This is a genomic window from Streptomyces sp. NBC_00670, assembly GCF_036226765.1.
Lineage (GTDB): Bacteria > Actinomycetota > Actinomycetes > Streptomycetales > Streptomycetaceae > Streptomyces.
The window spans coordinates 4,111,391-4,125,283 of sequence record NZ_CP109017.1; the positions used below are offsets into that span (position 1 = coordinate 4,111,391).

The 13,893-nt window shown below is 72.8% G+C and carries 13 protein-coding genes; 11 read left to right on the plus strand and 2 right to left on the minus strand.

The annotated features are described in order from the left end of the window. Positions 1–23 precede the first annotated feature (23 nt). Positions 24–1,229: a sensor histidine kinase gene (locus OIE12_RS18250; RefSeq protein ID WP_329136648.1), complete on the minus strand. Its 1,206-nt coding sequence runs from the start codon at positions 1,227–1,229 to the stop codon at positions 24–26. A gap of 248 nt (positions 1,230–1,477) precedes the next feature. On the opposite strand from OIE12_RS18250, the gene OIE12_RS18255 reads away from it, so the two are divergent. The 10 genes from OIE12_RS18255 to OIE12_RS18300 all read left to right on the plus strand — a co-directional run bounded on the left by OIE12_RS18255 (position 1,478) and on the right by OIE12_RS18300 (position 9,983). Continuing rightward, on the plus strand, positions 1,478–2,506 hold the full coding sequence (locus OIE12_RS18255) for a Rossmann-like and DUF2520 domain-containing protein (RefSeq protein ID WP_329136649.1): 1,029 nt from the start codon (positions 1,478–1,480) through the stop codon (positions 2,504–2,506). Then, positions 2,503–3,543 (plus strand): pantoate--beta-alanine ligase, encoded by a 1,041-nt coding sequence (gene panC / locus OIE12_RS18260; RefSeq protein WP_329136651.1) that lies wholly within the window; start codon positions 2,503–2,505, stop codon positions 3,541–3,543. Before OIE12_RS18255 ends, panC begins: the two co-directional genes overlap by 4 nt. After that, positions 3,540–5,306 carry an L-aspartate oxidase gene (locus tag OIE12_RS18265; RefSeq protein WP_329136653.1) on the plus strand — a complete coding sequence of 589 codons (1,767 nt, stop codon included), beginning with the start codon at positions 3,540–3,542 and terminating at the stop codon, positions 5,304–5,306. The genes panC and OIE12_RS18265 overlap by 4 nt, the downstream gene beginning before the upstream one ends. After that, a complete protein-coding gene (gene nadC / locus OIE12_RS18270; protein WP_329136655.1) occupies positions 5,303–6,316 on the plus strand; it encodes a carboxylating nicotinate-nucleotide diphosphorylase in 1,014 nt (337 codons plus the stop codon). Before OIE12_RS18265 ends, nadC begins: the two co-directional genes overlap by 4 nt. Positions 6,317–6,362: 46 nt before the next feature. After that, a complete protein-coding gene (locus OIE12_RS18275) occupies positions 6,363–7,160 on the plus strand; it encodes a type III pantothenate kinase (RefSeq protein WP_329136657.1) in 798 nt (265 codons plus the stop codon). A gap of 144 nt (positions 7,161–7,304) precedes the next feature. Beyond that, positions 7,305–7,934, plus strand: coding sequence for a hypothetical protein (locus OIE12_RS18280; protein WP_329136659.1), 630 nt, complete (start codon positions 7,305–7,307; stop codon positions 7,932–7,934). A gap of 46 nt (positions 7,935–7,980) precedes the next feature. Next, positions 7,981–8,160, plus strand: a complete 180-nt coding sequence (locus OIE12_RS18285; RefSeq protein ID WP_030378583.1) for a hypothetical protein — start codon at positions 7,981–7,983, stop codon at positions 8,158–8,160. Between the two features lie 162 nt (positions 8,161–8,322). Then, on the plus strand, positions 8,323–8,805 hold the full coding sequence (locus tag OIE12_RS18290) for a BlaI/MecI/CopY family transcriptional regulator (protein WP_443054057.1): 483 nt from the start codon (positions 8,323–8,325) through the stop codon (positions 8,803–8,805). Positions 8,806–8,814: 9 nt separating this feature from the next. Beyond that, positions 8,815–9,360: an amino-acid N-acetyltransferase gene (locus tag OIE12_RS18295; protein ID WP_329136664.1), complete on the plus strand. Its 546-nt coding sequence runs from the start codon at positions 8,815–8,817 to the stop codon at positions 9,358–9,360. A 284-nt stretch (positions 9,361–9,644) separates the two neighbouring features. After that, complete coding sequence (locus tag OIE12_RS18300; protein ID WP_329136666.1) at positions 9,645–9,983, plus strand: histone-like nucleoid-structuring protein Lsr2; 339 nt, start codon at positions 9,645–9,647, stop codon at positions 9,981–9,983. Here OIE12_RS18300 and OIE12_RS18305 read toward each other — a convergent pair. Beyond that, positions 9,962–10,615 (minus strand): SCO3374 family protein, encoded by a 654-nt coding sequence (locus tag OIE12_RS18305; protein ID WP_329136668.1) that lies wholly within the window; start codon positions 10,613–10,615, stop codon positions 9,962–9,964. The genes OIE12_RS18300 and OIE12_RS18305 overlap by 22 nt on opposite strands. 430 nt (positions 10,616–11,045) lie before the next feature. On the opposite strand from OIE12_RS18305, the gene OIE12_RS18310 reads away from it, so the two are divergent. Further along, positions 11,046–13,571 (plus strand): ATP-dependent Clp protease ATP-binding subunit, encoded by a 2,526-nt coding sequence (locus OIE12_RS18310; protein ID WP_329136670.1) that lies wholly within the window; start codon positions 11,046–11,048, stop codon positions 13,569–13,571. The last annotated feature ends 322 nt before the right edge of the window (positions 13,572–13,893 follow it).

The window sequence follows — 13,893 nt, forward strand, 5'->3', positions numbered from 1 at the left end:
CGACTGGCCGAAACGTGCACGTGTCAGTGGACCGGCTTGAGCGGCAGCAGCGCGCTGATGCGGAACCCGCCGCCCGGGCGCGGGCCCGCGTCGAGCGTGCCGCCGACCATACCGACCCGCTCGCGCATGCCGATCAGCCCGTGCCCCTGTCCGTCGAAGCCGCCCTCCTCGTACAGCTCGTGGGGGGCGCCCTTGCCGTCGTCCTCGATGAGCAGCCCGAGGCCGTCGTCGAAGTACACCAGGCGCACGCTGGCGCCCGTGTTGGGGCCGCCGTGCTTGCGCGTGTTGGTGAGCGCCTCCTGCACGATCCGGTACGCCGTCAGTTCCACGCCGCTGGGCAGCGGGCGCGGGGTGCCCTCGACCTTGAAGTCGACGGGCAGCCCGGAGGAGCGGCACTGCTCTATCAGCTCGTCTATCTGTTCGACGTCCGGCTGCGGCACGTACTCGCCGCCCTCCACGTGCTCGCCGGTGCGCAGCACGCCCAGCAGGCGGCGCATCTCGGCGAGGGCCTGGCGGCCGGTGGAGGAGATCGTCTCCAGGGCGTTCTTCGCCTGGTCGGGGGCGGCGTCCAGGACGTAGGCGGCGCCGTCGGCCTGGACGACCATCACGGAGACGTTGTGCGCGACGACGTCGTGCAGCTCGCGGGCGATGCGGGCGCGCTCGGCGGCGACCGCGACCTTGGCCTGCGCCTCGCGCTCCTTCTCCAGGCGGGCGGCGCGCTCCTCCAGCTGCGCGAAGTACGCGCGGCGGGTGCGCAGCGAGTCGCCGAGCACCCAGGCGAGGGCGAACGGCACCGTCATGAAGACGACGAGGGCGACATGTGTCAGCGCCCTCGTGTCCGGCTCCGGCCAGCGGATCTCGCCGACGGCCGCCGCGCACAGGCCGACGGCCAGGGCGAACCGTGAGGCCCAGCGGGCGCCGTTGGCGGCGACCGTGTAGACGATCACCAGCATGGCGAAGTCGGCGGCCGTCGGCTCCACGTCGAGGACGAGTTGCGCCAGCCCGACGGCGGTGGTGAGCAGGAGCATCCGCTCCGGCACCCGGCGGCGCAGGGCCACGACGACGCACAGGACGGCGGACAGGATCAGGGACTCGGCGTAACCGCCGTGGTGCCCCCTGACCCCGTCGGTGCTCTCCACGCTCACACCGGCCAGGCCGAAGAGAACAACGGCCCAGAAGCTGTCGACCCAGGTCGGGTGCCGGCGGAGGAAGTCGTAGAGGCGCTGCACGTAACCCAGCGTAAAGAACCGTGCGGTATGCAGGAGTCAACCGGAGGGTCGATCCGGGGACCCGGCGCGTACTCCCCAAGGTGGATGCTGCGGTGCCCGAGTGGCCGGTGCGGCTGCCCCGGAGGGGCCTCGGCGGGCCGCCCTTCGGGCAACGACGGGGGAGCGGAGCCCCGGCCCGGGGATCGCGTTAGCATGACGAGAAATCGTCCGGTACCCCTCGCGGACTGGAACGGGAAGGCCACCCTCGCGTGAGTACAGTCCAGCAGCCAGACCCCCGGGACCGCCCCGCCCGACTCACCGTCGGCGTCATCGGCACCGGCCGCGTCGGCCCGCCCCTCGCCGCCTCCCTGGAGCTCGCCGGGCACCGCCCGGTGGCCGCCTCCGGCGTCTCCGACGCCTCCCGGCGCCGGGCCGAGGCGCTCCTGCCCGGCGTCCCCCTCGTCGCCCCCGAGGAGGTCCTGCGGCGTGCCGAGCTCGTCCTGCTCACGGTCCCCGACGACGCCCTGCCTCCGCTGGTGGCCGGCCTCGCCGAGACCGGCGCCGTGCGCCCCGGGCAGCTCCTCGTGCACACCTCGGGCCGTTACGGCACCAAGGTGCTCGACCCCGCCCGCCGCGCCGGCGCGCTTCCCCTCGCCCTGCACCCGGCGATGACGTTCACCGGCACCCCCGTGGACGTCCAGCGGCTGGCCGGCTGCTCCTTCGGCGTCACCGCGCCCGAGGAGCTGCGGCTGGCCGCCGAGGCCCTGGTGATCGAGATGGGCGGCGAGCCCGAGTGGATCGCCGAGGAGAGCCGGCCGCTCTACCACGCGGCCCTCGCGCTCGGCGCCAACCACCTGGTCACCCTCGTCGCCCAGTCGATGGAGCTGCTGCGCACGGCCGGCGTCGGGGCACCCGACCGGATGCTCGGTCCGCTGCTCGGCGCCGCCCTCGACAACGCCCTGCGCTCCGGCGACGCGGCCCTGACCGGCCCCGTCGCGCGCGGGGACGCGGGAACGGTGGCCGCGCACGTCGCCGAGTTGCGCCGGCACGCCCCGGCGGTCGTGCCCGGCTACCTCGCGATGGCCCGCGCCACCGCCGACCGGGCGCTCGCCCACGGCCTGCTCAGGCCGGAGCCGGCCGAGGACCTGCTCGGGGTGCTCGCGGGCGCGACGGACCTCCCCGAGGCCCCCGGCGGCCCCGGAGCACCCGGGCCGCTCGGAAACCCCGGCGCAGGACCCCACGACGACTTCGACGACCCCGACAACCCCGAGAACCCCGGAAGTGGGCACACCCGATGAGCTCCCGCCACGGCTTCGCCCTCGCCCCCACCCTCCGCGACCTCGAACAGCTGCGCGCCCAGCGTGCGGGGAGCGGCACCACCGGCGTCGTCATGACGATGGGCGCCCTCCACGAGGGCCACGCGACCCTCATCAGGGCCGCCCGCGCGCACGTCGGCGCGGCGGGCCTCGTCGTCGTCACCGTCTTCGTCAACCCGCTGCAGTTCGGCGCCGGCGAGGACCTCGACCGCTACCCGCGCACCCTGGACGCCGACCTGAAGGTCGCCGAGGCGGCCGGCGCGGACCTCGTGTTCGCGCCCTCCGCCGAGGAGGTCTACCCCGGCGGCGAGCCCCAGGTGCGACTGAGCGCAGGACCCATGGGCGAGCGCCTGGAGGGTGCCGTGCGCCCCGGGCACTTCGACGGCATGCTCACCGTCGTCGCCAAGCTGCTCCACCTCACCCGCCCCGACGTGGCCTTCTACGGGCAGAAGGACGCCCAGCAGCTCGCCCTGATCCGCCGCATGGTGCGCGACCTGAACTTCGGCGTGGAGGTAGTCGGCGTGCCCACCGTGCGCGAGGAGGACGGCCTGGCGCTGTCCAGCCGCAACCGCTACCTGTCCGCCACCGAGCGGCGCACGGCGCTCGTCCTGTCGCGCGCCCTGTTCGCGGGCCGCGACCGGCACGCGGCGCAGGAAGCGCTGCGCGCGCGGGCGCGCGAGGTGCCCGCCACACCGGCGCGCGCGCAGGCGCTCGACGCGCTGGGCGAGTCCCGCGCCGCCGCCGACGCGCACGCCGTCGCCCGCGCGACCCCCTGCGGCCCGGCCGCCGTCCGCGCCGCCGCCCGCGCCGTCCTGGACGACGCGGCCCGCCTGGACCCGCCGCTCGCCCTGGACTACCTCGCCCTGGTCGACCCGTCCGACTTCACCGAGGTGCCGGACGACTTCACCGGCGAGGCCGTCCTCGCCGTCGCCGCCCGGGTCGGCGCCACCCGGCTGATCGACAACCTCCCGCTCACCTTCGCAGTCCTGCCCCCCGAAACCCCCGGAGCCGTCTCGTGACCAGCACAGGCATACGACTGCACGCGCCCGCCCCGGGCTGGTCCCTCACCGCGGACGTCGTGGTCGTCGGCTCCGGAGTGGCAGGCCTGACCGCCGCGCTGCGCTGCGAGGCCGCCGGCCTGGACACCGTCGTCGTCACCAAGGCACGGCTCGACGACGGCTCCACCCGCTGGGCGCAGGGCGGCATCGCCGCGGCCCTCGGCGAGGGCGACACCCCCGAGCAGCACCTGGACGACACCCTGGTCGCCGGCGCCGGACTGTGCGACGAGGAGGCGGTACGGATCCTCGTCACCGAGGGCCCGGACGCCGTACGGCGGCTGATCGGGACCGGGGCGCACTTCGACGAGTCCGAGCGCGGCGGCCTGGCGCTCACCCGCGAGGGCGGCCACCACCGCCGCCGCATCGCGCACGCGGGCGGCGACGCGACCGGCGCCGAGATCTCCCGGGCGCTCGTCGAGGCGGTGCACGCGCGTGGACTGCGTACGGTCGAGAACGCGCTCGTCCTGGACCTGCTGACCGACGCGGAGGGCCGCACCGCCGGCGTCACCCTGCACGTGATGGGGGAGGGCCAGCACGACGGCGTCGGCGCCGTCCACGCGCCCGCCGTGGTCCTCGCCACCGGCGGCATGGGGCAGGTCTTCTCCGCCACCACCAACCCGTCCGTCTCGACGGGCGACGGCGTCGCCCTCGCGCTCCGCGCGGGCGCCGAGGTCTCCGACCTGGAGTTCGTCCAGTTCCACCCCACCGTGCTCTTCCTGGGGCCCGACGCGGAGGGCCAGCAGCCACTGGTCTCCGAGGCGGTGCGCGGCGAAGGCGCCCACCTGGTGGACGCCGACGGCACGCGCTTCATGGTGGGGCAGCACGAGCTGGCGGAGCTGGCGCCCCGGGACATCGTCGCCAAGGGGATCACCCGGCGGATGCAGGAGCAGGGCGCCGCACACATGTTCCTGGACGCCCGGCACTTCGGCGCGGACATGTGGGAGCGCCGCTTCCCCACCATCCTCGCCGCCTGCCGCGCCCACGGCATCGATCCGGTCACCCAGCCGATCCCGGTCTCCCCGGCGGCCCACTACGCCTCCGGCGGCGTCCGCACCGACCGGCACGGCCGGACCACCGTGCCTGGCCTGTACGCGTGCGGGGAGGTCGCGTGCACCGGCGTGCACGGCGCCAACCGCCTCGCCTCGAACTCCCTCCTGGAGGGCCTCGTCTACGCCGAGCGGATCGCGGCCGACATCGCGGCCCTCCGGGACGCGGACGGCCGCCACGCGCGCGTGCCCGCCGCCGTACCGCCGCCGGAGCGGCCCGGGGCGGCCGGGGAGCCCGCGCACCCCCTGCTCGCGCCCGAGGCCCGTCTCGCCATCCAGCGGATCATGACCGAGGGCGCCGGCGTGCTCCGCTCCGCCTCCTCCCTGCGCACGGCCGCCGACCGCCTCGAACAGTTGCGCGCCGACGCCCTGACCGCACGCGACGAACACGGCAAGACGGCCGAGCCCGGCGTCGACACCTGGGAGGCCACCAACCTGCTGTGCGTGGCCCGCGCCCTGGTCGCCGCCGCGCTGCTGCGCGAGGAGACCCGCGGCTGCCACTGGCGCGAGGACCACGCCGAGCGCGACGACACCGCCTGGCGGCGCCATGTCGTCGTCACCCTGGCCCCCGGCCGTACCCTCGCCGTCCGCACCACCGACACCGCGGACTTCCCGCCGACCCTGGGCCCGGCCCGGGCCGCCGGGAGCCCCGTGACCCCCGAGCCCCAGGAGCAGTGACCGACGTGAGCGAGACCCCCGACATCTCCGAGCTTCCCCTCGCCGACGGCGGCTGCGGCGCCGGCTGCGCGTGCGGCGCCGGCGGCGGACACGGCGACCCCGACGAGTACGAGTACGCCGAGTGCGGGCTCGACCCCGCCCTCGCCCAGCTCCTGACCGACGCCGGACTCGACCCCGTCGAGGTCGAGGACCTGGCCAATGTCGCCATCATGGAGGACCTCGACGGCGGCGTCGACGTCACCACGGTGGCGACCATCTCCGAGGACGACCGGGCCACCGGCGACTTCACCGCGCGCGAGGACGGCGTCGTGGCCGGGCTGCGCGTCGCCGAGGCGGTCCTGTCCGTCGTCTGCACCGACGAGTTCGAGGTCGAGCGGCACGTCGAGGACGGCGACCGCGTGACGGCCGGGCAGAAGCTGCTCACCGTCACCACCCGCACCCGCGACCTGCTCACCGCCGAGCGCAGCGCGCTCAACCTGCTCTGCCGGCTGTCGGGCATCGCGAGCGCCACGCGCGCGTGGGCGGACGCGCTGGAGGGTACGAAGACCCGCGTGCGCGACACCCGCAAGACCACGCCGGGGCTGCGGTCCCTGGAGAAGTTCGCCGTCCGCTGCGGCGGCGGCGTCAACCACCGGATGTCCCTCTCCGACGCGGCCCTGGTGAAGGACAACCACGTCGTCGCCGCGGGCGGTGTCGCGCAGGCGTTCCGGGCGGTGCGCGAGACGTTCCCCGAGGTGCCGATCGAGGTCGAGGTCGACACCCTGCACCAGCTGCGCGAGGTGGTGGACGCGGGCGCCGACCTCATCCTGCTGGACAACCTCACCCCCGAGGAGTGCGCCGAGGCGGTCGGTATCGTGCGGGGGCGCGCCCTCCTGGAGGCGTCCGGCCGGCTCACCCTGGGCAACGCCAAGGCGTACGCGGAGACCGGCGTGGACTTCCTGGCGGTGGGCGCGCTGACGCACTCCTCGCCGATCCTCGACATCGGCCTCGACCTGCGCGCGGCTGAGTAGGGAAACCGGGGAGCCGAGGAGACTAGGGAAACAGGTTTTCGACGCCATGCTGCTGACCATCGACGTGGGCAACACGCACACCGTGCTCGGACTGTTCGACGGCGACGAGATCGTCGAACACTGGCGCATCTCCACGGACGCGCGCCGCACCGCCGACGAACTCGCCGTCCTCCTCCAGGGCCTGATGGGCATGCACCCGCTGCTCGGCGACGAACTGGGCGACGGCATCGACGGCATCGCCATCTGCGCCACCGTGCCGTCCGTCCTGCACGAGCTGCGCGAGGTGACCCGCCGCTACTACGGCGACGTCCCCGCCGTCCTCGTCGAACCGGGCGTCAAGACGGGCGTGCCGATCCTCATGGACAGCCCCAAGGAGGTCGGCGCGGACCGCATCATCAACGCGGTCGCGGCGGTCGAGCTGTACGGGGGGCCGGCGATCGTCGTCGACTTCGGGACGGCGACGACGTTCGACGCGGTGTCCGCGCGCGGGGAGTACGTGGGGGGCGTGATCGCCCCGGGCATCGAGATCTCGGTGGAGGCGCTGGGCGTGCGGGGGGCCCAGCTGCGCAAGATCGAGCTGGCGCGGCCGCGGGCGGTGATCGGCAAGAACACCGTGGAGGCCATGCAGGCGGGCATCGTCTTCGGCTTCGCCGGGCAGGTCGACGGGGTCGTGGGCCGCATGGCCCGCGAGCTGGCCGACGACCCCGACGACGTCACGGTCATCGCCACGGGCGGCCTCGCCCCGATGGTCCTCGGCGAGGCCACGGAAATCGACGCACACGAGCCCTGGCTGACCCTGATAGGCCTACGCCTGGTGCACAGCCGCAACACCCCCCGCGTCTGAGCACGCCGGAGCCGGCCGCGGCCGCGCGGCTCGGCTCCGGCGCGGGGAGGGCGCCCCGTCAGGGGCGCGCCCTCGGCGGAGGCGGGGCGGCACGCCGACGGCCCCTTCTGTCGGTTTTGTCTGATTAGCGCGTACCGTCACCCCATGCCCACGCCACACGGTCACCGCGGCATGGCGTTCGGCGCGGAGGAGCTGCGCGTTCTCCGCCGCGCCCTGGCCCTCGCCCTCCACCCCCACCACCCCACCGTCCCCCCGGAGGACGCACGCGACTGCCGTCGCCTCGCCGCGTCCCTCGACGAGGCGGCCCGCGAGGCGGCCCGGCAGCACGCCTTCCTCCTCGCCGACCTCGCCCGCCACCGCGCCGCCCTCCCCGCCACGGCCACCACCTACATGGACCTCCTCCAGGACGCCCTCCGCGCCGGCCACCACCCCTGCCGCGACGACCTCGCCGCACTCGGCGCCCTCCGCGGCAACCCCACCGCCGCGGCCCTCCTGGCCCGCTGCCGGTTCCCCGCGGCCCGTACCCCCGGGGATCCCGCCCCCGAGGAGCGCCCGGCCCCGCGCGAGCCGGCCCCCGACGAGCCCGCTCCCCGCGAACCCGTCCCCGACAAGCCCGGCCCCGTCAAGAAGCCCGCGTCCCCGCCCCCGGGCCCCGGCGGGACGCCCCGCCCGCAGCGCCCCGTCCCCACCCCCGGCGAGGTCTTCCCGCCGAAGCGCAGACCCACCCCGCCCCCCTCGGGTCGGCTCGTGCCCGCGCTCGCCGCCGTGGGCTGACCGCACCCGCCCGGATCCGCCCCGCCCCCGGGGCTACCCTGGATCCATGGACTACCTCTCCGCGCTCGTGCCCCCCATCGTGATGGCGGTCTTCTTCATCGGTGTGATCGTCACGATCGTCAAGAGCCAGGGCGGCGCCAACAAGTACAAGGAGGACGCGGCCGTCGACGCCGCGCTCGCGCGCGCGGAGAACGCCCCGTCCGCGAAGAACACCGACGGCGCCTGACGCACCGGCGCCGCACCACCCGAACAGGGCCCCGCACCCCAGGGCGTACGACTCGGATCTCATCCTTTCGAGTCGTACGCCCTTTTTGTCACGCGGATTCCGGAAAGTCCCACTAGGGTGCGGCGTGTGCCTCGTCCCTTGGGAGAACTCGAAGACGCCGTCATGACACGGGTGTGGAAGTGGAACCGCCCGGTGACCGTCCGGGAAGTTCTGGAAGATCTCCAGCAGGAACGGACCATCGCCTACACCACGGTGATGACCGTCTTGGACAATCTCCATCAGAAGGGCTGGGTGCGCCGCGAGGCGGAAGGCCGGGCCTATCGATATGAGGCGGTCTCCACCCGCGCCGCCTACGCCGCCGCGCTGATGAACGACGCGTGGTCGCAGAGCGACAACCCGGCGGCCGCCCTGGTCGCGTTCTTCGGGATGATGAGCGAGGAACAGCGGCTCGCGCTGCAGGACGCCGTCCGCATCGTCCAGGGACCGCGGACCCGGGAATCCGAATCGCCGCCGCCTTCCGAAACGGCGGATTCACCACCGGCGGATGAGAGACCCGTGAAGAGACCCGCGGAGAGGCCCGCTGGGGAACCCGATGAGAGCCGGGACGAGAACCCCGGCGCGGAGCGTCCGGCCGGCGGGCGATAACGTCCGTTCATGCCAGCGAAGAGCCCAGCAGGAACCCCCGAAGGCGCGCTTAAAGCCGTCACCGTCCGCAGGGCGAGGACCAGTGATGTCCCGGCGGTGCGCCGACTCCTCGACTCCTACGTGCGGCGCGGCATCCTGCTCGACAAAGCGACCGTGACGCTTTACGAGGACATCCAGGAGTTCTGGGTCGCGGAACGCGACGACAACGCCGAGGTCGTCGGCTGCGGCGCACTGCACGTGATGTGGGAAGACCTCGCGGAAGTCCGTACGCTCGCGGTCGGCCCGCAGGCCCGCGGCCTGGGCGTCGGCCATCAACTTCTGGAGAAGCTGCTGCAGACCGCCCGCTGGCTCGGTGTGCGCCGCGTTTTCTGTCTGACCTTCGAGGTCGAGTTCTTCGGCAGGCACGGCTTCGTCGAGATCGGCGAGACACCCGTCGACTCCGATGTCTACGCGGAGCTGTCGCGTTCCTATGACGAGGGCGTCGCGGAGTTCCTCGGTCTCGAACGAGTGAAACCGAACACCTTGGGCAACAGCCGGATGCTTCTGCATCTGTGATCGCTCTCCGGGTTCTTCCGGTCACTCGCTTCCGCGCCCGCACGCCTTCCGGGCGATCCGGGCGCCCTATGTCCGGAAAGCGCACGTTTCCGGTGCTGTTCGGGAGCGTACGTGTTCCCTTGACCCGCACCGGTTCCGCACCGGTTCCTGCCAAGGGTTTGTGTTTTTCCTTCAAAAGCGGTTTGCTTTCCGACGTACTGCAGTACTGCATATAACAGGGGCGCGAAACAGCGGCCGGCGCTGCGGACCCCCGACCCCCGTAGTTTTCGATGAAAGGAAATCCAGTGGCACAGAAGGTTCAGGTCCTTCTTGTCGACGACCTCGACGGCGGCGAGGCGGACGAGACCGTGACGTTCGCGCTGGACGGCAAGACCTACGAGATCGACCTCACGACCGCCAATGCGGACAAGCTCCGCAGCCTTCTCGACGCCTACGTCAAGGGCGGCCGCCGTACCGGAGGCCGTGCCTCGGGCGGTCGCGGAAAGGCGCGCGCCGCGACGTCCGGCGGCAGCCAGGACACCGCGCAGATCCGTGCCTGGGCCAAGGAGAACGGCTACGAGGTCAACGACCGCGGCCGGGTCCCGGCGACGATCCGCGAGGCCTACGAGAAGGCCAACGGCTGAGCGGCCACGCGCCGCAGCCGGATGCGGTGGCACTCCGTGGCCACCGTCTCCACCAGTCGTACGAGGTCGGGGGTGCCCCCACCGCCGCCCAGCGCCGAGAGCGCCGGCAGCGACGACTCCACCTCGCGTCCCGGCACGGGGGGCCGCAGCCAGACGGCGGCCCCCTGCGAACCGGTGACGGCCGGGGCGGTGACCGGGGCGGGACCCAGGGCGGGAACCGGCGCCGGGACCGGCGCCGTGATGCCGTCGCCCGCGCCCAGCGCCCGCAGGTCCAGGGGCAGTGAGCCCCACTCCAGCCAGTCCAGCAGCCCCGGCAGCTCCTCCGCGCTGCCCGCGGCCACCAGCAGCCGCATGCGGTCCCCGTGCAGCGCCACCGGGGTCCCCGGGCCCAGATGCCGCAGGCCGGCCGCGCCCGCCCCGCGGGGGACGTCCAGGACGTCGAACCGCAGCCCCGTGACGAGCCGCACCGGCGGTCCGGGCAGCGTGGCCCAGCCCAGCCCCTCTCCGTACCAGCGGCGCACCGCGTCGTCCGCGCGCGCCCCGGCGCCCTCGGCACCCGCGGCACCCTCGACGGCGAGCGGCCGGCGGGGGAGCGGGAGGGGAAACGGAGGCGGGACGGCGGTGGGGGCCATGTCCGGAGCAACAGCCGACGAGCGCCGCGAGTTACGCTCGGTGTCGTGCCGTGCACCGTACGTGCCGGATCCGGTGGCGTCCCGGGGTGTGGGGCGACGCAAGGTTGTTCGCCCATAGCGGAGGGAACCGGTGCGCGCGGCATGGAGTGTCAGTGCCTGCGGGTAAGACATGCCTAGTGGGAGGGGGCGACGCGCGGAACGGGCCGGCTCACGTTCGCCATCGGCGTACTGGCGACTGGGGTAAGTGCCTGGCCTGCGGGAACATCGTCTCGCACCATCGGGTTGTGGCAGATGTCGGCGTTCGGGGTCAGGAGGCCATCGACGGTGTCGGCAGTTGGAATGAGCGGTCCCTGCTTGCGGGACTAAGCTGCGGAAGGACAGGGAGGGGACAGCCCCCTTACTGCCTGACCGCTCTGAGGAGCGATTAACGATGTTCGAGAGGTTCACCGACCGCGCGCGGCGGGTTGTCGTCCTGGCTCAGGAAGAAGCCCGGATGCTCAACCACAACTACATCGGCACCGAGCACATCCTCCTGGGCCTGATCCACGAGGGTGAGGGTGTCGCCGCTAAGGCCCTGGAGAGCCTCGGGATTTCGCTCGAGGCGGTCCGCCAGCAGGTGGAGGAGATCATCGGCCAGGGCCAGCAGGCCCCGTCCGGCCACATCCCCTTCACCCCCCGTGCCAAGAAGGTCCTGGAGCTGTCGCTCCGCGAGGCCCTTCAGCTGGGCCACAACTACATCGGCACGGAGCACATCCTGCTCGGCCTGATCCGCGAGGGCGAGGGCGTCGCCGCCCAGGTCCTGGTCAAGCTGGGCGCAGACCTCAACCGTGTCCGCCAGCAGGTCATCCAGCTGCTGTCGGGCTACCAGGGCAAGGAGACCGCCACCGCCGGCGGCCCTGCCGAGGGCACCCCCTCGACGTCCCTGGTCCTCGACCAGTTCGGCCGGAACCTCACCCAGGCCGCCCGCGAGTCCAAGCTCGACCCGGTCATCGGGCGCGAGAAGGAGATCGAGCGGGTCATGCAGGTGCTGTCCCGCCGCACCAAGAACAACCCGGTGCTCATCGGCGAGCCCGGCGTCGGCAAGACCGCCGTCGTCGAGGGCCTCGCGCAGGCCATCGTCAAGGGCGAGGTGCCCGAGACCCTCAAGGACAAGCACCTCTACACCCTGGACCTCGGCGCCCTGGTCGCCGGCTCCCGCTACCGCGGTGACTTCGAGGAGCGCCTGAAGAAGGTCCTCAAGGAGATCCGCACCCGCGGCGACATCATCCTGTTCATCGACGAGCTGCACACGCTGGTCGGTGCGGGTGCCGCCGAGGGCGCCATCGACGCGGCGAGCATCCTCAAGCCGATGCTGGCCCGCGGCGAGCTGCAGACCATCGGTGCGACGACGCTGGACGAGTACCGCAAGCACCTGGAGAAGGACGCGGCCCTGGAGCGCCGCTTCCAGCCCATCCAGGTCGCCGAGCCGTCCCTGCCGCACACGATCGAGATCCTCAAGGGCCTGCGCGACCGCTACGAGGCGCACCACCGCGTCTCCATCACGGACGAGGCCCTGGTCCAGGCCGCCACCCTGGCCGACCGCTACATCTCGGACCGCTTCCTGCCCGACAAGGCGATCGACCTGATCGACGAGGCGGGCTCCCGGATGCGCATCCGCCGGATGACCGCGCCGCCGGACCTCCGCGAGTTCGACGAGAAGATCGCCGGCGTCCGCCGCGACAAGGAGTCCGCGATCGACTCGCAGGACTTCGAGAAGGCCGCCTCCCTGCGCGACAAGGAGAAGCAGCTCCTGGCCGCCAAGGCCAAGCGCGAGAAGGAGTGGAAGGCCGGCGACATGGACGTCGTCGCCGAGGTCGACGGCGACCTGATCGCCGAGGTCCTCGCCACGGCGACCGGCATCCCGGTCTTCAAGCTCACGGAGGAGGAGTCCTCGCGTCTGCTGCGCATGGAGGACGAGCTCCACAAGCGGGTCATCGGCCAGAAGGACGCCGTCAAAGCGCTCTCCAAGGCGATCCGCCGTACCCGTGCCGGTCTGAAGGACCCGAAGCGTCCCGGTGGCTCGTTCATCTTCGCCGGTCCGTCCGGTGTCGGTAAGACGGAGCTGTCCAAGGCGCTCGCCGAGTTCCTCTTCGGCGACGAGGACGCGCTGATCTCCCTCGACATGTCGGAGTTCAGCGAGAAGCACACGGTCTCGCGTCTCTTCGGTTCGCCCCCCGGCTACGTGGGCTACGAGGAGGGCGGCCAGCTCACCGAGAAGGTGCGCCGCAAGCCGTTCTCGGTCGTCCTCTTCGACGAGGTCGAGAAGGCCCACCCGGACATCTTCAACTCGCTGCTGCAGATCCTGGAGGACGGCCGCCTGACCGACTCCCAGGGCCGGGTCGTGGACTTCAAGAACACGGTCATCATCATGACGACCAACCTCGGCACGCGGGACATCTCCAAGGGCTTCAACCTCGGCTTCGCGGCCCAGGGCGACACGAAGTCCAACTACGAGCGGATGAAGAACAAGGTCCAGGACGAGCTCAAGCAGCACTTCCGGCCCGAGTTCCTCAACCGTGTCGACGACGTCGTCGTCTTCCCGCAGCTGACCCAGGACGACATCCTCGCGATCGTCGACCTGATGATCAGCAAGGTGGACGAGCGCCTGAAGGACCGGGACATGGGCATCGAACTCTCCCAGTCCGCGAAGGAGCTGCTGTCCAAGAAGGGGTACGACCCCGTGCTGGGCGCCCGGCCGCTGCGCCGGACGATCCAGCGGGAGGTCGAGGACACGCTGTCCGAGAAGATCCTCTTCGGCGAGCTGCGGCCCGGGCACATCGTGGTCGTGGACACGGAGGGGGAGGGCGACGCGGCGACGTTCACCTTCCGCGGCGAGGAGAAGGCGGCGCTGCCGGACGCTCCGCCGATCGAGCAGGCGGCGGGCGGCGCGGGTCCGAACCTGAGCAAGGAGGCGTAGCCCTCCGGGCTCCGGCCCACCTCAGCGGAACCAGGGGCTGCCCCCCGGGACTTCGGTCCCGGGGGGCAGCCCCTTTCGCACGCGCGCTGGGGGGCCGCCCGAGAGCTCGGCTGGTGGGGGTGCGCGGGCGGGTGCGGGCGGTCGTGTCGTCTCGCGCAGTTCCCCGCGCCCCTGAAAGCGTTGGGGGCGCCCCCTGCTTTTAAGGGGCGCGGGGAACTGCGCGAGGAAGCCCCACCCGCCCGCGCTCCCCGACGAGACCTTGCCCACCCGAGCTCTCCGGGGTGCAAGGGGCGGAGCCCCTTGAAGGGATGGGACGGGTAGG